This is a genomic window from Embleya sp. NPDC005575 (assembly GCF_040605455.1).
Taxonomy (GTDB): domain Bacteria; phylum Actinomycetota; class Actinomycetes; order Streptomycetales; family Streptomycetaceae; genus Embleya.
Genome location: NZ_JBEXCV010000007.1, coordinates 84775 through 107382, shown reverse-complemented (window position 1 = coordinate 107382; position 22608 = coordinate 84775). Strand labels below are relative to the sequence as shown.

Here is a 22608-nt window from a genome sequence, read left to right as displayed (position 1 = left end):
GGTATACCGAATCGTTGGGATCAGTGTAAATCCTGCTCCAGTTCGACCTCTGCTGTCGCAACGTCCTTGTCCAGACGTAGCCACTCCGGAATGGGCAAGGAGTCGTCGGCACCGGATGCAAGCCAGATTGCTCGAGCCCTCGCACCGACTGCCACGCTGCCCGTATTTCCGATCGCCTGCAACGACGCGCTGAGATTGGACAGTGCGACTGACACATCGACGTGATCCGGAGACAGGCTTGTCTCGAGGATTTGCACTGCCTTTTCCAAGAAAACCCTGGATTCCTGGTGTTGTGATTTCCTGGCTTTGACAACACCCAGGTTATTGAGTGTGACCCCTGTATCAGCATGTTCTGGCCCCATGGCGACCTCGTTGACATTCAACGCAGCTTCCAGTTCCCTCTCAGCAGCACTTGTTTCGCCGTGCTCGCAGAGGATAATCCCGTAGCCGATCCGATCCGCTGCCACCGCAGGGTGACGATCTCCGAAGACCTGTGTATCGATTCGAACGGCGCGTTCTGCGGATAGCCGAGCTCCTCCAAAGTCACCCAGATCGGCTTGCGCATTCGCAAGGTTGTTGAGTGTGGTACCGACATCGGGATGATCGGGGCCCAGAGTTTCTTCTCTGATGCGCAGAGCCCGCGTGTGCGACCTCACGGCCTCTCCTGGATTCCTTAAAACGCGTTCCACGTTTCCCAGGTTATTCAGAGTCACAGCACAGTTCGGGTGGTCCGAGCCCAGCGAGGTCTGGTCGATCAACAGAGCTCGGACGTGGCATTCCCGGGCTTCCTCAAGCAATCCGAGACCGCGTAGCACGGTACCGAGTGAATTCAACGAGACGGCAACCCGCGGATGCCGATCACCGCGACTTTCCTCCTGAATTCTAACGGACTCCTCTAGGACACTTTTGGCGCGATTAAGCAGACCACGCGCTCTCAGCACCATTCCCTGGCTATTTAGTACGTCTGAGAGATCCGGCCGCATAAAATCGTGCGGTCGGCGCAGTATTGCTTCGAGCTTTTCCCAGATTTCCAATGACTCTGGATAGAGTCCCTGGACGCGGAAATAAGTCGCCACGCGCTCATAGATCAAACTGACATCGCGCAGAGAAATTCCCAAACCTTCGGCGTGGCCCGCAGAACTCAAGGCGTGCGGAAGCAACGCAGCGCAGCGACTCCACGAGCTGGAGTTGGAGACTTCCTCAGGAAATGCAATACGCATCAATTCTACCGAAACTCCGGCCCACCGCCTCCGGTCGCTCGAGGTCATTGACTGTCGGATCATCAATTGGACGAGTCGATGGAACGTCAATTCATCTTGATTGATCTGGGCAAGCGAATAGCGGGACAATTGGCCCAGGGCGCGATTATAGGCGATGCGATCGTTGGCCAAAGCCCGCATGCGACGTGGTGACGAGGGTGCCATGGTTCGCATAAGTGAATGCGGGATTCCCTCTGAGGCATAAAATGACGCCACTCTCTGAAGGTCCTGCGTGACCGGCACTCTCGCTTGCGCAGCCTCCATGGCAACTTTCCAGGTAGTGGAAATAGTCCGCGGATAGTTCGCCACGCTACCCAGCGCTATCACTTCCGAAGTGCGCTCTTTCAACAAGGACAGGTAATCCGTGACGCTTGTGCTGGTTTCTCGCATATAAGCCGAAGCTTGATCCAAAGCCAGAGGCAGGTCGCCTAGATAGGAGGCTAGTGAACTTGCGGCCTCGGCTTCAGCGTGATTCGGTGCGAGAAATTCCAGGGACTCATCTCTGGTCCACGGCGGAACGATGACCACCCGAGAATCACGCCAAGCGCTTTCTCGACTGGTAATCAGAACGTGCCCTGAGGTCGGGATGTATGAATCCAGAATTTCTTCCGAATCTGCGTTGTCGAAAACCAGGAGCAATCGATTCTGTGTCTCGAGCCAGTTCCGCACGGTATCGATCTTCTGGACTACGGGAAGACCATCGGGAATGGTCAACCCGTACATCCGCGCGATCTCCATATAGTCGTTGCCCAGTGTGACGCTCTCCTCTGCCCGAACCCAGCAAATCAAATCATATGAACTACGGTTTCGATGAATGTAGGCCAAGGCCGTCTGCGTCTTTCCGATCCCGCCAAGGCCCACCAGTGATACACGCCCATGTTCGGCGAGAAAACCCGCGATATTGGCCAGGAGTGCGATACGCCCTGTGAAGCGTGAGGATAACCTTGGACGCGGTGTGGGCGACGGAAAGGAATCCGTGTCTCTTGTATTCATGGGGGCATCCTCATTATCTTCCGAACGCTCAAGGAACCCGAGCCCAAACAGAGCCGATCCTAGGATCGCGAGAGCTAATTGGCGGGGCCAGGAGTCCACAGCCGGAAGTTGAACGCCGGCCGCCTCGACGCTTCCTGCGCCGATGGCAGCCATCAGACACACTGCTCCGGCCGTCAAAGCTGACGGATTGATCTGGCGGCGGCTGCCTCGGCCCTTGAACCGAATACTACGGAAAAACCTCACTGTCCCCCCCCGATTAACGGTGTCAGGATCAATCTCCCTGCTCGGAGGTATTCACGTGTCGGAGGGTCGCTAATACCTTGTGTAGAATTTCCGGCGCGTTCAGTTCCTCGTTCAGGGCCATCTCGGCGGTAAAGCGAGCGAAGTCGACATATCCGGTAATCAATCCAGGCATTTCTTCCCGCAATGCCTTGATATGCCCGACCACCGTCCCGACATCACCCCGTCGTACCGGCCCGGTCAACGCCTTCGGGCCAAGAACAATTGCGTTCTCCAGAGAAGCTCGCAAAATTGGCGCCAGGAACCGCCCTGCATCATCGATACCCGCCGCCTTCATTGCCTGAATCGACGTCGCAACGAGCGAAATTAGATTGTTCGCACCGAAGACCATTGCGGCGTGATACATTGTGCGCTTTTCATCAGGGATCCATACGGGATTTCCACCGATGGCCTGCACGAAACCCTCGGCATAGTGTTTATGCTCTGGCAATGATGTGATCCCGAAAGGCGAACTTGCCAATAGATTCGCATCCTCATCCGTACCGGCGAATGTCATCGCTGGATGGCAGGCGAGGGGAATGGCCGAGACCATCCGGGCAGATCCAAGAACATCCAGCCCACAGCGCCCGCTCAAATGTACGACCAGGTCGCCTGCAACGATGGCGCCCGCCGCGACGATCTCATCGGACACCGCTGAGATGGCATCGTCCGGCACTGTAAGAATGATGCAATCTGCGCGCTCGGCAACTTCCTGCGGGCATAGAATCGGAATGTTGGGGATGCACTTTTCGGCGCGCCTTCGGGAGACATCGGATCGTGCCGAAACCGCTACCAACTCATAACCGGAACGTTGGAATACCTCGGCGGACGCAGCACCCAGGCGCCCGAGTCCAATGATGCCGATTTTTGTATCACGAGCTAACGTCATGCCCATCCTTTAACTTCACTGCCGAACGGTAAGCACTGGAGTGATCCACTGATTCATGGCGATGCGGCTTCAGGCAAAGAATCGTAGTGATGAGCTGCGTGTCACACAAGACCACTAGGTGTAATGGATCATGTCATGTCGCATCGATCTTCTGTCCGGACGATGGAATCCCACATCCGTGGCAACCATGCTCCGCGTCCTCGCTGTCGGCTGTGCTGCCTGGTACCGGATGATTTCGGAAGCGCGTTCGGTCGAGCAAGCGCGACGAGTGAGATCGCAGAGCAGGCCATCCCGTGACGGATCTGCGGGCAAATTTTCGAGTGCAGGTCCGATGTTTGGTCCAGGCCCACCGCAGAGCTTTTCGGATCAACGTTCTCACGAGTGAAGATCCTTTTTGGATGACCGTTAGGGGTGTGGCAGTCGGTCGTCGACCCGCCTGAGGCCGAAGGCCGCCAGTGCTTGAGAACCGCAAACAATCCTGGCAGACACTTTCCGGCGCCATGTGCGCGTGTAATACCCCGCCGAATGGATCCTGGGTGCTGTGGCGTGGGGATTGCGCTGGTCACGGATGGATGATGTATCTCGATGAACACGGCCAGCTTGGCCCGGAGCGCCCACAGGAAGGGCTTGACGAAAACGCCGCCCGTCCGCAGAACATCACCTTCGTTGGCGTCCTGGACGCCTGCCTGGCCCTGACTGGTGTTGCCGGGGAACTCAGTCGATTCGACCGGGCCGTCAAGGACGGGCTGTGTTGCCGCCCGATCGCCGAGACGGTCGCTGATACATGGGCATGGCTGCACTTGGGAGGGCGGGGCCCGTTGGCCTCTCCCGGGCTTCCCACGGCATCGACCCCGGGAAGGAGCAGGCGTTGTTGTCCCTGCTGTCGCCCGCCGGGGGTCGAGACTCTGACGAACTTGTGGACGGTTGGGCGAGGCCAGCGGGCCCCGGAGGAGCCGTGTCTTACGCGAGGCAGCGACGTTCGGAGAAGATCGGGCATCGGCCGGTCAACCGTTACAGAGGCATGACCGTCGGGAGCAGACGTCTACGCGACGCCGAGGAGGTCGCCGCCGCGTCGGCCGAGACCGCCGAGCAGTTCATCCCGCGCGCCAACGAGAAAACCGCCGGGCACACCTCGGGCACACCATAGGTCCCGAGCCGCGCACCGGCGGTCTCTCATCTCCACCTGACAGCAGGTCTGCGGAGGACGTGGGATTCGAACCCACGAGCAGAGTCACCCCTGCTAGCAGTTTTCAAGACTGCCGCCATCGGCCACTAGGCGAGTCCTCCAGCGCCGCGACCGGGTTGGGGCGCGGGCGGCATCAGTCTCTCATGAGCGATGGCTCGGATCACTGGGGATTCCGGACCGGCCCATGTGTGGCCGGGGCGGAGGTCAGTTGTCGCCCACCCGCTGGCCCAGGGTGACCTCGGTGGTGGCTTCCTTGCCGTCGCGCTGGTAGGTGACCTTCACCTTGTCGCCCGGGCGGTGGCTCCAGATCTCGCTGAACAGGTCCTCGTAGGAGCCGATCGCCCGGTTGTTGAGCCTGGTGATCACATCGCCGGCCTTCAGGCCCGCCTTCGCCGCCGGGCCGTTCGCGGTGACCGGGTCCTGGCCGTTGGTGCTCTGGGCCATGATCTGCGCGCCCGTGCCTGTGTAGCGCGAGTCGGGCAGGATGCCCATCTGCGCGTAGACCGGCTTGTTGCCCTGGATCAGCGTGTCCGCGACCCATCGGGCCTGGTTGATCGGGATCGCGAAGCCCAGGCCGATGCTGCCGGACTCCTGCTGCTGGCCGAACGGCGACTGGCCGCCGCCGCCGCCGGTCGAGCGGATCGCCGAGTTGATCCCGATCACCTCGCCGGCCGCGTTCAGAAGCGGACCGCCGGAGTTGCCGGGGTTGATTGCCGCGTCGGTCTGGATCGCGTTCATGTACGAGACCTTTTGCTGGTCGCCGGAGGCCACCGGGCGGTCCTTGGCACTCACGATGCCCGTGGTCACCGTGTTGGAGAGGGTGAACGGCGCGCCGATCGCGATCACCGGGTCGCCGACCGCGACCTTGTCGTTGTCGCCCAGCGCCAGCGGCTGGATGTTGGTGGGCATGTCGTCGACCTTGATCACCGCGAGGTCGTAGCCCTCGGCGCGGCCGACGATCTTGGCCGGCTTGGTGGTGCCGTCGGAGAAGGTCACGCTCAGCTCGCCGCCGGCGGCGGCCAGCGACACCACGTGGTTGTTGGTCAGGATGTGGCCCTGCTTGTCGTACACGAAGCCCGCGCCGGTGCCGCTCTCGGTGCCCTGGCCGGACACCTTGCCCTTGGTCTTGATCGTCACCGTGCTGGGGACCGCCTGCTTGGCGATGCCCGCCACGCTCGTGGGCGAGCGGTTGAGCGAGGCCGGGTCCGCCGGTGAGGAGGACGGGCCGACGCCCGCCGAGGCCGGCTTGTCGTCCCGCTCCACGATCCACGCGCCCACCCCGCCGCCGACGCCGCCGGCGAGCAGTGCGGCCACCACGGCCGCGACCAGGATCCCGGACGGCCGGCGCTTGGGCTTGGGCGGTGCGCCGAAACCGGGGTAGCCCGGGTAGCCGGGATAGGCACCGGTCGCTCCGAACGGCGGCACCCCCGCGCCGCCCGCGCCGCCTGCGGTGGGTCCGGCCGCGAACGCGGCGGGCACCTCGGCCATCGGTTCACCCGCCGGCGGCAGCGCGGTGGTCGACGACCCGGCCTCCCCGTGCGGCTGTCCCACGGTGGGCGCCCCGACCGGCTTGGCGGGCACCTCGGAGCGGAACTCCGGCTCCGCCGACGCCGGGCCGACCCCGGGCTCCGCCGGCAGTGGTGTGGCGGAGGACGATCCGTGGCCCTCCCCTGGCACCGGTGAACCGACTTCGCCGCCGGTCACGTCGCGGTCGTCGCTCACGGTCTTCCTCCCACACACATTCGGAATGTTGATGCCCACAGACTTCCCGACGGCCTGTCTGAACACCGTAAGCGCCGGACGTCCCGGCCGCCCGTCCCGCTTATCCCGTGGTTATCCGCGCAGGTCGCGCCGCTCGCACCGGGGTGGAAATCCCGGAAGAATCACCGAAGGTCGGTCCCGAAAAGACCGCGGCGTCCCGGTCCACGAGCCCCGGAAACGCCATCGACCGCCCGCCGAGGCCAGGCCAGGCCCCACCCGACCCACCCGCCGAGCGCAGGACACCACCGCCGGACACCCGGCCGTCACCGTGCGCTCACCTCGGGATGGCACGATTGTTCCGTGTCCACCACCGGGGCGCGCCCGCTGCGCGCCAACGTGCAGGTCGTCGCCCACCGAGGCGCGTCCGACACCGTCCCCGAGCACACGCTCGCGGCCTATCTCCAGGCCATCGAGGACGGCGCCGACGCCCTGGAATGCGACGTCCGACTGACCGCCGACGGCCATCTGGTGTGCGTGCACGACCGCAAGGTCGACCGCACCTCCAACGGCAGCGGCATCGTCTCGACGCTGGAGCTGGCGGACCTGTCCGCGCTCGACTTCGGCTCCTGGAAGGAATCCGGCGTCGAACGCGAACGCCCGCAGGAACCGGAGGCCCCCGACTGGGACCGCCGCTCGGTGCTCACGCTGGCACGCCTGCTCGAACTGGTCGTGGACTCACCCCGCCCGGTGCGCCTGGCGATCGAGACCAAACACCCCACCCGGTACGCGGGCCTGGTCGAGCGCCGGCTGGTCGATCTGCTGGAGCGGTTCGGGCTGTCCCGGCCCGGCGCGGAGGAGCCGTCGCCGATCCGGGTGATGAGCTTCTCCCAGTTGTCCCTGCGCCGGATGCGACTGATGGCGCCCGAGTTGCCCACCGTGTTCCTGATGGAGCACGTGCCGCTGCTGTTCCGCGACGGCACGCTGCCCCGCGAAGTGCGCATCGCCGGCCCCAGCATCGACATCGTGCGGGCCCACCCCCGCTACGTCGCTCGCCTGCATCGGGCCGGGCACCGAGTGCACGTGTGGACCGTGGACGCCGCCGAGGACGTCGAGCTGTGCCTGCGGCTCGGTGTGGACGCCATCATCACGAATCGGCCACGACAGGTATTGGCCCAAGTGTCCGGTTAGACCCCATTAGGGGGCGTACGCTGGTAGCCTTTCGAGCCGTTATATCCGTCTTGGCAGGATCGCATACCCCTATACGCCCCTGGGCGAGTCGGAGCGCGCGGTGCCCTGCCGTTTCCCGTCCGTCGGCATCGGGCATCTCAAGCCCGACGCGCGAGACATGCGCGAGGCAGGCGTGTGCACTAAGGAGGCCGGGGGTGGCAATGGTCGTGGCCCGTGGGGTGCCCGATTCCGCGGCGGTGTTGGTACCGCACGCTCCGGTCGGTGTTTCCGCGGCTCGGCACCGCCTGGCCACCGACCTCGACGAACGCGGCATCGCCGGGGACGTCGTGGACGACGCGGTGCTGATCCTGTCCGAATTGTTGAGCAATGCGCTGCGGCACGCCCGAGCCCTGCCGTCCGGCAACGTCCGCGCGGCCTGGTGGGTGCGTCCCGACGGGCTGCTGGCCATCGAGGTCACCGACGGCGGCAGTTCCACTCGTCCCCGACAGGCCAGCCCGTCACTGAGCGCACACGGCGGTCGCGGTCTGTCCATCATCGGCACCCTCGCGGCCGACTGGGGCGTGCGCGGCACGCCGGACGAGGTCACCGTGTGGGCGCTGGTTCCGATCAAGTCCCACGCGGCCGACCGCCTGTGGGATGAATTCGACCTGGACGCGGTGGAACCGCTCGACTGAACCCGGGCCGAGAGAGCCGTCCCATCGACGCACCGCGTACCGACGGTACCCGCGTGATCACACCCGGCCGGCCCCGCCCCCGCCCGGTCGACCGCCGCGTAGCGCACACATTCGAGCGTCAACCCGTGCCCGCGGAACTCAGTACCCTCGGAGCTGGTGAGTCGTCGACCACCATCCCCCCGACACCGAGGCGGAGAGACCGCAGCATGGGCAAGAAGGCCGCGCTGAAGGGCCACACCGGCAACAAGACCCAGACCGCAGCCGCCACGGGATCCGTCCCGGTCGTCGGCGGTCGCGAACCGTGCCCGTGCAACTCGGGCCGCCGGTACAAGGCATGTCACGGGCGCGAGGCGGCCTCCGCCGCCGAGACGCTCGTCCTGCGTCCCTTCCAGGGGCTACCGAACGAGTGCGACTGGATCGCGCTGCGCGAACTGGTCCCGGCCGCGACCGCGCGGCTGACCATGACCGGCGAGCACGCCGACCAGGTGGTCACGCTCGCGACCGTGCTGCCAATGGCCTGGCCCGCGCTGCGGCGCGCCGACGGTGCGATCCTGGTGGGTCTGCAGACCCACACCAGCTCGGGCGACGTCAGTCGGGACCTCGCGCACGCCTTGGAACGCGCGCTCGCCCAGGAGGACGGCACCTCGGTCGCGCCCGGCCCGCTGCCCGAGTCCGGTGACCGGCTGCAGGACCTGCTCGACCTGTCCAAGCCGCTGGAGATCACCGTCCACCCCGGCTTCGACTTCTGGGTGGACGACCCGGCCTCGATGAACGCCGAGGTGAGCGCGTCGCTGGAGCGGGCGAACGCGGCGGCCATGCCGACCGTCCGGCTGACCTCGGTGGACGCCGCGTACTGGTGCGGCACCACCGAGAAGAATCACCTGCGCTGGGTCATGCCGCACGCGGAGGAGGACCTGCTCGACGCCATCGCGCGGCTGCACGCGGCCGGCGAGTCGAGCCTGGGCGAGGGCACCCGCTTCGTCGGCTCGTTCCGCGCGCACGGGCTGCTCGTACCGGTGTGGGACCTGCCGACCACGATGACCGCCGAGGACGTGGAGAAGCCGGCCCGTGAATTCGGTGAGCGCCTCGCCGCCGCAATGGCGGACACCAGCCCGCTGACGCCGCGTCAGCGCAGCGCCCGCAACGGTCTGCTGAATCGCCAGATCACGCTGAACTAGTTCGACCCCCCGCTGACCTGCGGTAACGCGGGTTTTTATGACTCAGGGGGCACAAGTAGGGCACAAGCGGTTCGACCCCGGGTCATCGGCCGGGCTGAAAAACGCCCGGTCGATGGCCCTTCGCGCACGGCTCCCGCTGTTCGACAGCAGGTGTGTATGGACACGCAACATGAACGAATATTGACGCACCGCGACTCGACCGGGCTCGGCATGCGGACGTACGCCATCCCGGGGCAGCGCGACGGGGAGCCGGCGGGTTGGCGCTGATGCCCGACCATCCACTGATCGGGCTAACGCGCGCTCCGTCACCGGGTCGCCTCCCATCAGCTCTGGCAGAGTCGATGAGGGTTCAGGGATCCGTGGTCGACGGCGCCCAAACCTCAGTGACCTGGGGAGATGCCATGAGTGAAGCGGGAGACGGCCCTCGCCCGAATGCGGATGGGACTGCCGAGCCCCATACGCCTGCGGGCCCGGGAGGACCTACCGCAACACAGGGCACCGACCAGGGGCTCAAGCCGCCGTCCTGGCGTGCGCTGATCACGGGCCTGCTGATCGCCCTCGTGATGGCCACGATCATGGTCACGACAAACGGCCGCCTGCTGTGGTGGCGCGGAGCCAAGAGGCGACGCTCCCTCATCAGCCCCGAGGAGGAGGGCGGCATCGCTGCCCTCCCGCCCGCATGAGACGGCCCGAACAGCACGCCGAGGGCGCCGGACCGTTCACCACGCGGCTCACTTGGCAGCCGCCCGGCGGCGGTACCGCGGTCTGGGAATCCCGGCTCGCCCGGCGCCGCGGACTCATCACCGTCCACCCGCCCGGAGCGGCCGCCGCCCATCACGCCGGCGCCGACGACACCGCCGTCGCCCGGCTGCGCAGGCTCAACGCGATCGCCGCCACCGCCTTCGTCCTCGGCGGAGCGCTCTTCGCCGCGGGTGCCACCGTCGCCCAGTTCGGCTCCGGCGACGCCACCACCTGCGCGTCGATCTACTTCGCCGGCGGCCTGTGCTTCAACACCGGCGGCTATGTGTCCCTGCTCCAGGTGATCAACGCGCCTCGCCACGTGCCCGGGGGCGAAGGCGCCCTGGTCACCCGGCGCTGGCAATGGTGGAGCTATGAGCCGGCGCGGGCCGACTGGCTGAGCACGTTCATTCTGTTCGCCGGCACCCTGGTGTTCGCCGTCGACCTGCTCGACTCCTTCCTGCAAGGTCTGACCGTGCACCAGATCAACCGGCTGGTCTGGGCGCCCGACGTGATCGGCTGCGTCCTCTTCATGATCTCCGGGCACCTTGCCCTCGTCGAGATCTGCCACGGTCGGCCGCGCCTGCTGCCGCGCTACCTCGGCTGGTGGATCGTCGCCGTGAACCAGCTCGGTTCCGTCCTCTTCATGGTCTCGGCACTCGCCGCCTACACCCGCCCAGCCACCGGCAGCCTGATCAACGCCGACATCGCCAACTGGGGCACCCTCACCGGCGCCCTCTGCTTCTCCGTCGGCGGTCTCCTCCAGCTCTTCGAACGGCCCTAGCCTTCAGGCTCATCGGGCAGCCGTTGACGCCATCCGGCCTCGGGGATCAATGGAACCGTGGTCGGCGCTGAGACTGATCATGGTGGCGGAGGCGGTCGCACCGTCCGGCACCGCGTCGAACTTCGGCCCGACGACCCGTCGGCCGCGGCACCGACCTCGCGGGTGCGTACACCTAGCGGGATTCCGAGGTCGGGGACACGAGCGATGGCGGTTGCGGGCCGAGAGCGCCGTCCTTTCTCTGGTCCGGCGCGCTGCCGGGCCGGCGCGCGTCGGCGTCCGCCGCCGGCAGCTCGACGACGACGGTCAGGCCCGCCCCCGGTTCGGTCTCGACCCGCACACTGCCCCGGTTCGCGGCCACCCCCGCCCACACGATCGCCATGCCGAGCCCGCTACCGGTATCCGAACCGCTCCCCGAGCCGGCGCCGGCCGCCGTGCCGTTCCCACCACGTTCGCGCGCGGCCCGGAAGAAGCGGTCGAAGATGCGCTCGGCATCCTGCGCTCGCATGCCGGGCCCCTCGTCGCGCACACGCAGCACGGCGCGCCGCTCCCCGTCGTCGCCCACGGCCTCTGACACCGACACATGCACATCCGCGGACATCGGCGTGTGGGCGCGCACGTTGGTCAGCAGATTGCCGACGACCTGACTCAGCGTCGCCTCGTCGGCCAGCACCACGCAGGTGTCCGGCACGTCCGTATGCACCTGCCGAGCCGCCTGCTGCGCACGCAGGTCGGCGACCGCCCCCCGCACCATGTTCGCCAGGTCGATGGGGCGCGGCCGCAACTGCGGGCGTTGGTCCAGCCGCGCCAGCGCCAGCAACTCGTCGACCAGCCGGGCCATCCGCTCGGCCTCGACCCCCATGCGGTTCAGGGCCCGGGTGCGCTCGTCCTCCGACGCCAGCATGCCCTTCTCGTACAACTGGAGGTAGCCACGAATCGCCGCCAACGGCGTACGCAGCTCGTGCGACGCGTCGGCCACGAACCGCTTGAGGTGCGTCGCCGCGTGTACCCGGATCTCGAACGCCGACTCGACCTGCTGCAACATCGCGTTCAACGCGGTACGCAGTTGCTCGACCTCGCTGAACGACCTCTTGCGCGTTGCCACCCGCGCCGACAGATCGGGCCGGTCCGGGCCGCCCTCGGCGATGCCCGACGCGGTCTCGACCATGTCCTCCAAAGGCCGCAGCCGCCACCGGGCGACGAAGTAGATGGACCCGCCCAGGAGCACCAGCAGGGCGCCGCCGACCAGCAGTTCGAAGTGCACGACCCGGTCGACCACACCGTCGACGTCCTCGACCGAGCGCGCGAGCAGGATGTAGTGGCCGTCGCCGAGGCGCACCGCGACGGCCCGGTAGTCGTCTCCCGCGAGGGAGACGCCGCGCGGCTCGGCGTGCGGCGTCATGCCGCGTGGGTCCCGGAACACCGCCGCCAGAGCGCGTTGCAGGGCGTCCGGCGCCCGGTCGGCGAGCGGCAGGGCGATGCCCTGTTCATCGACCAGCACGAAGATCTTGCCGTGCAGCCCGGCCGACATCAACACGTCGCGCAGGCTCGCGGTCGGGCCCGGTTCGGACAACTGCGCACGGGTGACGCCGGTCCGCTCGATGGCGGCCCGGCCCGTGGTCAGGTCGTCGTCGACACCCGACTCCAGATAGTGCCGCACCCCCATCATGCTGAACCAGATCAGCAGCGCCAGCCCGATCGCGAGCACCGCGATGCTGCTCAGCGCCAGCGTCGCCCGCATGGCGACGATGTGCGGACGCTTTCGCGCGCCGCGCAGCGAAAAGCGCCGACGGACCCGGCCCGGCCGCGCGCCCTCGCCTGCGCTCGCGGGCCCGCCCGCCTTCCCCTCCCGACGCAGGCGCGGTCCTCCGCCCGATCGCCCGTCCACCCCGCCCACGTCACTCCGCTCCTCGAACCCGCCGGTCATCTCCCGCAGTCCGCCGGTCGGAGTCCGTATCCCACGCCCCGCCGCGTCGTGATCAGCGGTGGTCCGTCCGGCACCAGGGGGTCGAGCTTGCGGCGCAGATAGCTGATGTACGTCTCGACCACCGTCGACTCCACGACGTGCTCGTACTTCCACACCTCGCGCAGCAGTTGCTCCTTCGGCACGATCCGGTCGCCATGCCGGATCAGGTGGCGCAGGAGCGCGAACTCGGTCGGGGTCAGCTCCACGCCGTGTCCGCCCCGGCGCGCGGTGTACGTCGCCTCGTCCAACTCCAAGTCCCCGTGCCGCAGTACGGGCGGACGCGAGACCCGCGGCGCGCTCTCGTCCGGCGTCGGCCGGGTGCGCCGCAACACCGCGCGCGTTCGCGCGACCAACTCGTCCACATTGAACGGCTTGGTGATGTAGTCGTCGCCGCCGAGGGTGAGCCCCTTGACGACGTCCGCGGGCGCATCGCGGGCGGTGAGGAACACGACTGCGATTTCCGGTCGTTCGGCACGCAGCACGCGGCACACCTGGCGTCCGTCGCCGTCCGGGAGCGAGATGTCCAGCAGCACGACATCGGGCCGCACCCTGCGGGCGGCGGCCAATGCCGCGTGCACGCCGTCCGCCGTGACCACCTCGAAGCCGTGGAATCGCAGGGTGATGGCGAGGACGTCGGAGATGCTCGGCTCGTCCTCGACAACCAGGACCGTGGCGCCCGCGCGCGGCTGACTGCTGCTCATGTCCCCAGTATCCGGTGGAAGTTTGCGGAACTTCGGGGGACTGATTGTGAGCTTCCTGTGAGTCCGCCGCCCGCCCGCCTCGGCGCCCCCGAATCGACCGAATCTGGCCCGGAGACGGATGACCGGGCCACGAGGCCCGCACGAGGAAGGAAGCGATCATGGCGGCTTGGGCGCGCTGGTGCCTCAATCATCGGTTGGCGGTGCTCCTGCTCTGGGTGGCCGCGCTGTTCGGAACCGTCGCGGCGAGCGTGGCTACGGGCAGTGCGTACTCCAACGTGTTCAAGATTCCCGGGACCGAGTCGTCGAGCGCGTACGAGCGCCTGGAGAAGGCATTCCCCGACACGGCCGGCGATGTGGACAACGTCGTGTGGCAGACCGAGCACGGCACCGTGCACGATCCCGCGGTACGCGACCGGATGACCGCACTGCTCGCCGACATCGCGCGCATGCCCGACGTCGGCCGCGTGGTCGGCCCGTACGACCCGGACGGCGCCGCGCAGGTCAGCGCCGACGGCCGCATCGCGTTCGCCCAGGTGACCTTCGTCAAGCAGCAGTTCGAGCTGGACACCAAGGACCTGAAGCACCTGATCGAGCGCGCCGAGCAGGCGCGCGCCCCGGGGCTGCGCGTCGAACTCGGCGGACCCGCGATCGAGGATGCCCAGGAGCCCCCGGCCGGGCTCGCCGAGGTCGTGGGCATCGTCGCGGCGGGCGTCATCCTCTTCCTCGCCTTCGGATCGTTGTTCGCGATGCTGCTCCCGCTGGTCAGCGGAGTGTTCGCGGTCGGCACCGGGATCTCGACGGTCGTCCTGCTCAGCCACGTCACCGACATCCCCGAGACCGCGACGCTGCTGGGCAGCCTGATCGGACTCGGCGTGGGTATCGACTACGCCCTGTTCATCGTGACGCGGCACCGCAATGGCCTCAAGGCCGGCCTCTCCCCCGAGGAGGCCGCGGTACGAGCGCTGAACACCTCCGGTCGGGCCGTCGTGTTCGCGGGCGGCACGGTGTGCGTCGCGCTGCTCGCGCTGTTCACCGTAGACATCACCCTGTTCGACGGGATCGCGGTCAGCACCACACTCGTCGTGGTGCTCAGCGTGCTCGCGTCCGCCACTCTGCTGCCCGCGCTGCTCGGCTTCCTCGGCACGCGCGCGCTCAGCCGCCGCGAACGCCGGGACCTCGCCGCGAAGTCCGCCGCCGGTGCCGCCGGCGCACAGCACGAGGAAGCCGGGCGCGCCGCCATACGTTGGGCGAGCCTGGTACAGCGCCGGCCCCGATTCCTCGGACTTGTCGCCCTGGTCGTCATGGCGATGTTGTCGATCCCGGCTCTCTCGCTCCGCCTGGGCGCCAACGACCAGGGCAACCAGCCGACTTCGCAGACCGTCCGGCAGGCGTACGACATGCTCGCCGAGGGTTTCGGCCCCGGCTTCAACGGCCCGCTGCTGATGGTCGCCGAGCTCGACGCCCCGCAGGACCGGCAGGCACTGGACACCCTGATCGCCGAAGTACGCCGCACCCCCGGCGTCGTGCGCGTGGTCGAGGCCCCGGTGCCCGCCGACGCCCGCGGCCTCGCCGCCGGCACCCGGGCCGTGCAGGTCGTGCCCGCAACCTCCCCGCAGGCCGAGGCCACCGACAAGCTGATCGACACGCTGCGCGACAAGACCGTCCCCGCCGCCGCGAAGGGCAGCACGCTGAAGGTCCACATCGGCGGCGAAACCGCGTTGCAGAAGGACTTCGCCGCCGTGGTCGGCGACCGGATGCCGGGCTTCATCGCCCTCATCGTGGGGCTGGGCGCACTGCTCATGCTGGTCGCGTTCCGCAGCCTGCTGGTGCCGCTGACCGCCGCGCTGATGAACCTGATCGCCGCGTGCGCGTCGTTCGGCATGCTGGTCGCGATCTTCCAGTGGGGCTGGGGCATGGACCTGTTGGGACTCGGCAAGGAGGGGCCGATCATCTCCTTCCTGCCGGTCATCATGTTGCCGCTGCTGTTCGGGCTCTCGATGGACTACCAGGTGTTCCTGGTCAGTCGCATGCACGAGGAATGGCTGCAAACGCGCGACAACGGCCGTGCGGTACGCGTGGGCCAGGCCGGGACCGGGCGGGTGATCAACTCGGCCGCGCTCATCATGATCTTCGTGTTCGGCTCGTTCGTCCTCAGCGGCGACCGCGGCGCCATGATGGCCGGCCTCGGCCTGGCGGGCGCGGTCGCGCTGGACGCGTTCATCCTGCGCATGCTGCTCGTCCCCGCCATGATGCACATATTCGGACGCGCCAACTGGTGGCTGCCCGAGTGGCTCGACAAGCGGCTGCCGCACCTGGCGGTGGACCCGCCCGACCGGCCCGCCGGCGGCACGCCCGGCACCGCCGAGGACCCCGCGGAGAAGGTGTTGACACCCAGTCTGTAAGGGATCGAAACGGGGGGCCGAACGAACGACGATCGCCCGCACGCCCGACAACGGGCGTGCGGGATCGGTCGTGATCGGTCGACAACCGGCCCCGGATTGGAGATCCGCCGGCTTGTTGTTACCTTTGACCCAGCTCGGTCGCTGATGCATCCCCCGTCTTCAGCGGCCGGGCCTTTCACTTTTCCGGGGTCTTTTCCGGGCTTTTCCCGTGCTCTTTCCGGGTTGCCGATGGAGCTTTCCTCGACCGTTCCACAAGGAATTTCCGCATTCGCCGGCCGGTGTGTCGACCCGCATTCGTGCGCGCGTCGGGGGTGGTGCGGACTCAGCGCTGAGCGGTCGCCGACCCCGAACGAAGCAGCTTGGTCAGGCCGTCCTTGGAGGCCAGCTCGGCCACCGCGGACCAGCCGTCGAGGCCCTTGGGCGAGCGCACGCGCGGGGTGTCGCAGCGGCCCTCGGTCTCCTTGGGCTCGACCGCGCAGGTCACCCGCAGCGTGCTGCCGCCGGGCTGTAGGACGCTCATCACCAGCAACAGCGGTTCGGGCGTGGGGTTTCGGTAGTAGACCCGACCCCAGACCTCCGAGCCGTCGCGCTCGACACAGGTCTGCGCGCGGACCGCCTTGGGGCCGTCGATCGCCTTGCCGCACACGCTCTCCGTGCCCGCGGCCGGCAAAGTGGCGGTCCCCGCCGAGGACTTCGCGGCGGGCTTGCCGCCGATCAGTTCGAGCAGTCCGGCCGAGCCGGCCCGATCGCCGTCGCCCACCCCGTTGCCGAACTCGGCCGCCTTGGCGGCGCTCGGGCGGGTGGTCGGCCCCGAGTCGGCGGTGTGGCGACCCTTGTCCGGGCCCGCCGAGTCCGCGGAGGCGGCGGCGAGCGGGACGATCAGGCACAGACCCACGACCGCGCCCAGAGCCACCGTGCGGATGTGACCCGTGCGTGGGCGCTGCATGGTCTCTCCTAGCGCGCGAAGCCCCCTTCACGCGCGGCCCGACGGGCGGGATTGCAGCGCGGAACGGGGCGGGAATGATCGGCGCGCCGAGCCTATCGCGCCGCCACGACGTGCAGCGATCACACATGTTGCGGTTACGCCACAACGATCACTCCATTGCGTGACGGCGCGTCTCGCTCAGGCCCTGGGCCCGGCGTGTTGGCAGGTGTCCACGAGCGTGCGGACCAGGTCGGCCACACCCGGCAACCACGGTCCGCCGGCCGTCGGATCCCCGGAGGGCGCCGGTGGTCGGGCCCAGCGCAACAGGCCACCCTGCACCCGGGACGGCGGCAGCGCGAGATAGCCGCCGTCGCCGTGGAAGCGCAGGGTCGAGGGCACCGTGCCGTACCGATCGAGGCCGTATCGGTCCAGCAACTCACCCAGTTCGTCCAACTCGTATGGCTCAACCAGGAACGCGTAGCGGCCCGGCGCGGCAACGACCGGACCGGTACGCACACCGAGCCGGGCGAGTTGGTCGAGCGAGCGGGCACCGGCTTCCGACGGCACACTCAATGCCGCCACCCGCCCACCCGTCGCCAGGATCACCGACGCGTCGGGGGTCTGTTGCCACCACCAGCACGCCATGCGTTCGTCACATGTGGCCGCGAGCAGGGGAGGTTCACCCGGATGGGCGCCCGGCACGCGACAATCGGTCGCACCACAACGACACACGCCCGACCAGCGGTCGTATCCGACGCCGGGAACCACCGGCCAGCGCCATCTCGCACACGTCAGCACGGCCGACATCAATGCGGTGCGTTCCCTCCGTCGTCTTCCGAGGATCTCGCGCAGCATGCGCTCGTTCCTTTCCGTGAACGTGGAAGCACTATGCGTGACACTCAGGTACTCCGCAGCCGACCATGACGAGGCCGCTTGGCGGCACATGGCGCGAGGTGGCGCAGGGGTGGCGAATTACGGCGCCCGGTACGGGTGTTGCCCTCGCGGATCGGGCCTCGGGCGGGAGATGGGGGCTCCCGAGCGGACCGTTGTGCCATCCATTGCTGCGGTTTGCGCTGCGGTTGGGTCTGTTGGTCTCTGCCTGGGGAGACACCGCGTCGGATGCGACGCCGCGCCCTGTTCCAGCACTCCTCACCGAGGACGACGAACGGCCGGCCCTCGGAGGTTCCGCAGATCTCACGAGACCGCGATCACAGGATCCTGGAGCATACCCGCGATGTGGCTCCCTTCCGTTGTACCCCCAACGCCGGTGACCTTCACGCCGCCGCGCCGCGTCGTTGGGCAGGACGGGTGGAATCGGCCGGTATCCGGGTCGGCTCGTAGGATCACGCCATGGCGGAGCACACGACCGGCACACCGACCGGCGACACGGCCGTGGTGATCCCGGCATACGACGAGGCACAACGAATTTCGGCCACGGTCGAGGCGGCGCGATCGATCGCAGGCGTGGACCTCGTGGTGGTGGTGGACGACGGTTCGCGGGACGAGACCGCTGCCGCGGCCCGGGCGGCGGGAGCCGTGGTCGCCCGACACGGGCGCAACCGCGGCAAGGCGGGCGCGATGGAGACCGGGGCCGCCGTGGTGGCCGCGATCGACGAGCGCGAGGCCCGAGGCCGGCCGCGCCATCTGCTGTTCCTGGACGCCGACCTGGAGCACACGGCCGCCGCTGCGGCTCCGCTGATCGACTCGGTGCGGTCCGGGACGGCCGCGATGACCATCGCGGTGCTGCCGCCGCAGCTGCGCGCCGGGGGCGGACACGGGTTCGTGGTCCGGGCCGCCCGGGACGGGATCGCCCGCGCCTGCGGGTTCACCGCGACGCAGCCGCTTTCCGGCCAGCGCGCTCTGACCCGGGCGGCGTTCGAGGCGGCGCTGCCGCTCGCGGCCGGCTTCGGCGTCGAGACCGGGCTGACCATCGACCTGGTCCGCAAGGGCTTCCCGGTCGAGGAGGTCGAGGTCGAGCTGCACCACCGGGTGACCGGCACGGACTTCGCCGCGCAGCGCCATCGGGCCCGGCAGTACGCGCACGTGGCTCGGGCATTGGCCGAGCGAGGCGCGGCCGGGGCGTTGCCCGGGGCGATCCGCGGTCGTGGCTGAACCGATGGCGGCACGGCCCGCCGCGACGCGTCGCCCGTCGATGTTTCACGTGGAACACCCGTTTGGGACGCTCGCGCTCGGCCTGTGTGTGCTTGCGATCGCCCTGGTCGTGCTGACCGGCCTGCTCGGGCCCTCCGCCGCGCAGCCGCCGCTGCCAGGTGGGCCGTCGTGGTTGCCGCCGTACCACTTCGAGGCCCGTCCTGCCGCGGGGCTGGCGACCGGCCTGTTGCTCACGGCGGCCCTGATGGGCGCCATCGGCCTCGCCCTGGCGCTGCGCGCACTGGGCCGTGGCTGGGCACCGGACCCCGGTCGGCTCACCCTCGGCGGCGCGGTGGCCGCGCTCGCGGTGGTGTGCGTACCGCCGATGGGCTCGGCCGACCACCTGGTCTACGCCGCGTACGGCCGACTCGCGGCCACCGGCGGCGACCCGTACCGGGACACCGCCGCGACGCTGGTGCGGGAGGGGGATCCGGTCGGCGTCGCGGTCGAGGCGCCGTGGACCGACGTGCCGTCCGTGTACGGGCCGGTGGCCACCGCGGAGCAGTGGCTCGCGGCCCGGATCGGCGGCACCTCGGTGCATACGATCGTGCTGGTGCTGACCCTGCTCGGGGCGGCCGCCTTCGTGCTGACCGGGCTGCTGCTCCAGCGCGCGGCCGGCCCGGATCGCATCGCCCGGGCCCGGGTGGCGATCCTGTGGTCGCTCAATCCGCTGCTGCTGTTCGTGGCGGTGGGCGCCGGCCACCTGGACGCGTTCGCGCTGGTGTTCGCGGTGGGCGCGCTGCTCGCGGTGCGCCGCTCCCCCGTGCTCGCGGGTGTTCTGGTCGGCCTGGCCTGCGCGGCGAAGATCTCGCTCGGGCTGTACGTACTGGCCCTGGCCTGGGGCCTGCGCGGGCGACCGCGTGCGCTCGCCGCGATGATCGGGTCGGCGCTCGTGGTCGGCATCGCGACCTATCTGCCGGTGGGCTTCGGCGCGTTCGATCAAATGCGCGAGAACACCAAACTGGTCTCGCTCGCGGTGCCGCTGCGCCTCGTGCTGAAACCGCTGGAGTCGGCCGTCGGCCACGACACCGCCCGCTCGCTGATCGGCCTGCTGGGCTGGCTGCTGGCCGCGCTGGTGGTGTGGCTGCTGGCCCGAACGGCCGCCCGGGCCCGGCCCGCGGCGATGGCGCACGTGCTGCGCGACAGCGCTGCGGCGGCTGCGCTGTTGTCCCTGGCCTGGCTGCTGACCACGCCGTACAGCCTGCCCTGGTACGACGTCGCGGCCTGGGCACCGCTCGTGCTGCTCGCACCCTCCGCGCTCGACGGGCTGCTGTTGGCCCGCAGCACGCTCCTGGTGTGCGCGTACGTCCCGGGCCGGGTGATCCCACTGCCGGACGCGGTGGACACCCTCCAACGCACCCTGCGCGGCACCGTCGGCCCGTGGGCGGGCGCGGCGATCCTGGTCGCGGCGGTGCTGGTCAGTCGACGCGCGGGCGGGCTTCCCGAGGCGGGTTCTCAAACGCCGGCCGGGTTCGAGAACCCGTCTCGGCCGCGATCACCGCGATCGCCAGGGGTGCCGCGATCGTGAGCGCGACCGCCGGGATCTGGATGCCGGAGTCGTTCACCGCGTAGCCGACCACCGCGGTCAGCCAGCACGCGATCAGCGTCGAGCGCAGCCACGGCACCGCCTCGAAAGACCGGGCCAGGGCCGGCGCACGCCACTTCGCCGGGTCGCGCACGGCGAGGATGAGCAGCACGAACACGACCGGGATGATCAGCGTGAACGGCGTAGTGAACGAGTGCAGGTTGCCCATGATCTTGCGGTGCAGCGTGTCCCCCGCGTCGCCGTCGACGACTTCCTGCACGAACCGGCCCAGGTGCGAACGGCTCGCCGCCGGGCGACGCCAGTCCAGCACGGCGATGGTGCCGATCACCACCACCGCGCCCAGACCGACCAGGCCGACCTTGGCCCACGAGATCCGGGTGCCGGTCAGGAGCAGGCCGAGCACCGCCAGGCCCGGGATCAGCGCGAGCACGCCACCGAAGTCGCTGCCGAAGGCGGGCCATCCGTCGGCCACCACCGCGACCGCGCCCACCGCCGAGAGCACCACGATCGCCGCACGCCGGCGGTCGGCGGCGAGCAACCGGCCCACTGGCCACCCGACCGCGAGCAGCACGGCCATCGCGAAGATCGTCCAGGCGACGTTGCCGAAGCCGTAGAACCGGCCCGCGACCAGCGGGGACAGCCCGAACAGGGTATTCAGCTGGAGCGGTGAGCCGACCATCACGTCGCCGGCCAGGATCACCGCCGTGGCCGCGGCGACCACGCCAGCCGGGCCGTACGGGTGCCTGCGCCAGGGGCCGAGCAGGGCGAGGGCCGCGAGCACGGCGGCGAACGCGACGGTGAGTCCGAGCAGCGTCCAGGCCGGGTCGCCGGCCTGCTCCCACGGCAGCAGACCGACCAGGAACGACCCGCCGGGAACCGCGCCGAAGAACACCCCGATCACGGTCGCGGCGCGGATCACCGTGCCCCGGGCCCGAATCCGACCGCTGCGGCCGAATCGCACCGCGAGCCACAGCGCGATCGCCGCGCAGACGATCGGCAGCAGGGTGAGCCAGGTGAAGAAGTACCAGACCTCGCGCACCGTGCGCGAAGCCTGGGCACCCGCGTCGAACAGGCGCAGTTCGTCGATCGCGGCGCTGCCGGACGGGCCGGCCACCCGGGTGTACACCGCGCCGACCAGCGCGCTCGGCGCATCGATGCCCAGTGGCGCGAGCAGGCTCGGGGCCAGGTCGGTGAGCTGGACCAGGCCGTCGTTGCGGGTCGAGGTCGCGGTCAGATAGCCGGAGGCGAACGTCGTTCCCGACGCGGTGCCGGTGCCGCTCACCAGGAGCGCGCGCAGGTGCGGGGTGCCGGTGTCGTCGGCGAGGCCGGCCACCACGAGTTGGGTGCGCGGCGGCAGCGCGGCAGCGATCCGGGCCACCTGCGCGTCCACCACCCGCAGCCGCTCGGCGCGGTCGACGCCGGGTCCGGTCAGGCCGCCGAGGTCGACCAGGGTCAGCGCGGAGCGCTCGATCGACGCGGTGTCCACGGCGGTCGGGTCCGGCAGGTAGGCGCCACGCACCCGACCGGTCGGGTCGGCGCTCGCGTAGGCCGCGCCGGGGCCGACCGAGGTGACCGCTCCGCCGTGCTCGACAACCGAGGCGGCCAGTTGCCCGTACCCGGGGTTGTAGCCGAACTTCTCGTTGCGCTTGACGATCGCGCGCATGTTCGCCACCGTCGCCGCGCCGTCCGGGGCCAGGGTCGGCGGCAGCGGCTCGGCGCACGGCTCGGCGCTCTTGGCACTGGTGCGGACATCCGTGGAGCGGGCGCCCGCACCCGTGGTGAGCCACCCGTCGACGGGACACGCGCGCGGATGCACGGTGCGCACCGACATCGCGGCCGAGGTCGCGTGCCCGGCCAGGGCGGCCAGGCCCGGAGTGCGTCCGGCATCGATGTCGGCCCAGGTCAGGCCCGGGATCCCGAGCAGCACGACATGGTCGGCGGCGGCCGCGCGGGCGGGCGCGGCGCCGGCCGAGCCGGGCAGCGCCGACAACGCGACCACCGCCGTGAGCAGCGCGAGCAGCAACCGGAGGGGACGAGCGATCACGGGTGCC

The 22608-nt window shown here is 69.0% G+C and carries 17 protein-coding genes and 1 tRNA gene; 9 read left to right on the top strand and 9 right to left on the bottom strand.

What is annotated here, in order from left to right; genetic code table 11:
* Positions 1 to 20: 20 nt before the first annotated feature.
* Together ABZS54_RS04250 and ABZS54_RS04245 are read right to left on the bottom strand one after the other, a co-directional pair.
* Positions 21 to 2405 carry a tetratricopeptide repeat protein gene (locus ABZS54_RS04250; RefSeq protein ID WP_355530865.1) on the bottom strand — a complete coding sequence of 795 codons (2385 nt, stop codon included), beginning with the start codon at positions 2403 to 2405 and terminating at the stop codon, positions 21 to 23.
* A 118-nt stretch (positions 2406 to 2523) separates the two neighbouring features.
* Positions 2524 to 3420: a DUF2520 domain-containing protein gene (locus ABZS54_RS04245; protein ID WP_355530863.1), complete on the bottom strand. Its 897-nt coding sequence runs from the start codon at positions 3418 to 3420 to the stop codon at positions 2524 to 2526.
* A gap of 1021 nt (positions 3421 to 4441) precedes the next feature.
* On the opposite strand from ABZS54_RS04245, the gene ABZS54_RS04240 reads away from it, so the two are divergent.
* A complete protein-coding gene (locus ABZS54_RS04240) occupies positions 4442 to 4567 on the top strand; it encodes a hypothetical protein (RefSeq protein WP_355530861.1) in 126 nt (41 codons plus the stop codon).
* Positions 4568 to 4618: 51 nt separating this feature from the next.
* On the opposite strand, the gene ABZS54_RS04235 is transcribed toward ABZS54_RS04240, so the two are convergent.
* A tRNA-Ser gene (locus ABZS54_RS04235) sits at positions 4619 to 4707 on the bottom strand.
* A gap of 103 nt (positions 4708 to 4810) precedes the next feature.
* Positions 4811 to 6328, bottom strand: a complete 1518-nt coding sequence (locus ABZS54_RS04230) for a trypsin-like peptidase domain-containing protein (RefSeq protein WP_355530859.1) — start codon at positions 6326 to 6328, stop codon at positions 4811 to 4813.
* A gap of 339 nt (positions 6329 to 6667) precedes the next feature.
* Between ABZS54_RS04230 and ABZS54_RS04225 the strand changes: the two genes are divergently transcribed.
* From ABZS54_RS04225 to ABZS54_RS04205, 5 genes are all read left to right on the top strand, one after another.
* Entirely contained in the window at positions 6668 to 7495 is an 828-nt protein-coding gene (locus ABZS54_RS04225) for a glycerophosphodiester phosphodiesterase (protein ID WP_355530857.1), read from the top strand.
* A 200-nt stretch (positions 7496 to 7695) separates the two neighbouring features.
* Positions 7696 to 8169, top strand: coding sequence for an ATP-binding protein (locus ABZS54_RS04220; protein ID WP_355530897.1), 474 nt, complete (start codon positions 7696 to 7698; stop codon positions 8167 to 8169).
* Positions 8170 to 8375: 206 nt separating this feature from the next.
* The gene (locus tag ABZS54_RS04215) at positions 8376 to 9347 is read left to right on the top strand and encodes a DUF5926 family protein (RefSeq protein ID WP_355530855.1); all 972 of its coding nucleotides are present in this window, start codon (positions 8376 to 8378) and stop codon (positions 9345 to 9347) included.
* Positions 9348 to 9748: 401 nt separating this feature from the next.
* The gene (locus ABZS54_RS04210) at positions 9749 to 10030 is read left to right on the top strand and encodes a hypothetical protein (RefSeq protein WP_355530853.1); all 282 of its coding nucleotides are present in this window, start codon (positions 9749 to 9751) and stop codon (positions 10028 to 10030) included.
* A complete protein-coding gene (locus ABZS54_RS04205; protein ID WP_355530851.1) occupies positions 10027 to 10869 on the top strand; it encodes a hypothetical protein in 843 nt (280 codons plus the stop codon). The genes ABZS54_RS04210 and ABZS54_RS04205 overlap by 4 nt, the downstream gene beginning before the upstream one ends.
* Before the next feature lie 172 nt (positions 10870 to 11041).
* Here ABZS54_RS04205 and ABZS54_RS04200 read toward each other — a convergent pair whose 3' ends face one another.
* Positions 11042 to 12607 (bottom strand): HAMP domain-containing sensor histidine kinase, encoded by a 1566-nt coding sequence (locus ABZS54_RS04200; protein ID WP_355530849.1) that lies wholly within the window; start codon positions 12605 to 12607, stop codon positions 11042 to 11044.
* 182 nt (positions 12608 to 12789) lie between these two features.
* Positions 12790 to 13533, bottom strand: a complete 744-nt coding sequence (locus ABZS54_RS04195) for a response regulator transcription factor (protein ID WP_355530847.1) — start codon at positions 13531 to 13533, stop codon at positions 12790 to 12792.
* 158 nt (positions 13534 to 13691) lie between these two features.
* On the opposite strand from ABZS54_RS04195, the gene ABZS54_RS04190 reads away from it, so the two are divergent.
* Positions 13692 to 15935, top strand: coding sequence for an MMPL family transporter (locus ABZS54_RS04190; RefSeq protein WP_355530845.1), 2244 nt, complete (start codon positions 13692 to 13694; stop codon positions 15933 to 15935).
* 322 nt (positions 15936 to 16257) lie between these two features.
* Here ABZS54_RS04190 and ABZS54_RS04185 read toward each other — a convergent pair whose 3' ends face one another.
* Both ABZS54_RS04185 and ABZS54_RS04180 read right to left on the bottom strand, forming a co-directional pair.
* Positions 16258 to 16881 (bottom strand): hypothetical protein, encoded by a 624-nt coding sequence (locus ABZS54_RS04185; RefSeq protein ID WP_355530843.1) that lies wholly within the window; start codon positions 16879 to 16881, stop codon positions 16258 to 16260.
* 177 nt (positions 16882 to 17058) lie between these two features.
* On the bottom strand, positions 17059 to 17712 hold the full coding sequence (locus ABZS54_RS04180; RefSeq protein ID WP_355530895.1) for a bifunctional DNA primase/polymerase: 654 nt from the start codon (positions 17710 to 17712) through the stop codon (positions 17059 to 17061).
* A gap of 498 nt (positions 17713 to 18210) precedes the next feature.
* Between ABZS54_RS04180 and ABZS54_RS04175 the strand changes: the two genes are divergently transcribed.
* Positions 18211 to 18972, top strand: coding sequence for a glycosyltransferase (locus ABZS54_RS04175; protein WP_355530841.1), 762 nt, complete (start codon positions 18211 to 18213; stop codon positions 18970 to 18972).
* Between the two features lie 49 nt (positions 18973 to 19021).
* On the top strand, positions 19022 to 20539 hold the full coding sequence (locus tag ABZS54_RS04170; RefSeq protein WP_355530839.1) for a glycosyltransferase family 87 protein: 1518 nt from the start codon (positions 19022 to 19024) through the stop codon (positions 20537 to 20539).
* Here ABZS54_RS04170 and ABZS54_RS04165 read toward each other — a convergent pair.
* Positions 20430 to 22601, bottom strand: coding sequence for a hypothetical protein (locus tag ABZS54_RS04165; RefSeq protein WP_355530837.1), 2172 nt, complete (start codon positions 22599 to 22601; stop codon positions 20430 to 20432). The genes ABZS54_RS04170 and ABZS54_RS04165 overlap by 110 nt on opposite strands.
* Positions 22602 to 22608: the final 7 nt, after the last annotated feature.

Excerpts from the sequence above, each read along its gene's own strand:
- ABZS54_RS04195 (WP_355530847.1), bottom strand. The coding sequence starts at position 13,533 with ATGAGCAGCAGTCAGCCGCGCGCGGGCGCCACGGTCCTGGTTGTCGAG.
- ABZS54_RS04250 (WP_355530865.1), bottom strand. The coding sequence starts at position 2,405 with ATGGCTGCCATCGGCGCAGGAAGCGTCGAGGCGGCCGGCGTTCAACTT.
- ABZS54_RS04205 (WP_355530851.1), top strand. The coding sequence starts at position 10,027 with ATGAGACGGCCCGAACAGCACGCCGAGGGCGCCGGACCGTTCACCACG.
- ABZS54_RS04185 (WP_355530843.1), bottom strand. The coding sequence starts at position 16,881 with ATGCAGCGCCCACGCACGGGTCACATCCGCACGGTGGCTCTGGGCGCG.
- ABZS54_RS04175 (WP_355530841.1), top strand. The coding sequence starts at position 18,211 with ATGGCGGAGCACACGACCGGCACACCGACCGGCGACACGGCCGTGGTG.
- ABZS54_RS04240 (WP_355530861.1), top strand. The coding sequence starts at position 4,442 with ATGACCGTCGGGAGCAGACGTCTACGCGACGCCGAGGAGGTCGCCGCC.
- ABZS54_RS04215 (WP_355530855.1), top strand. The coding sequence starts at position 8,376 with ATGGGCAAGAAGGCCGCGCTGAAGGGCCACACCGGCAACAAGACCCAG.
- ABZS54_RS04220 (WP_355530897.1), top strand. The coding sequence starts at position 7,696 with ATGGTCGTGGCCCGTGGGGTGCCCGATTCCGCGGCGGTGTTGGTACCG.
- ABZS54_RS04190 (WP_355530845.1), top strand. The coding sequence starts at position 13,692 with ATGGCGGCTTGGGCGCGCTGGTGCCTCAATCATCGGTTGGCGGTGCTC.
- ABZS54_RS04210 (WP_355530853.1), top strand. The coding sequence starts at position 9,749 with ATGAGTGAAGCGGGAGACGGCCCTCGCCCGAATGCGGATGGGACTGCC.
- ABZS54_RS04245 (WP_355530863.1), bottom strand. The coding sequence starts at position 3,420 with ATGACGTTAGCTCGTGATACAAAAATCGGCATCATTGGACTCGGGCGC.
- ABZS54_RS04200 (WP_355530849.1), bottom strand. The coding sequence starts at position 12,607 with ATGCGGGCGACGCTGGCGCTGAGCAGCATCGCGGTGCTCGCGATCGGG.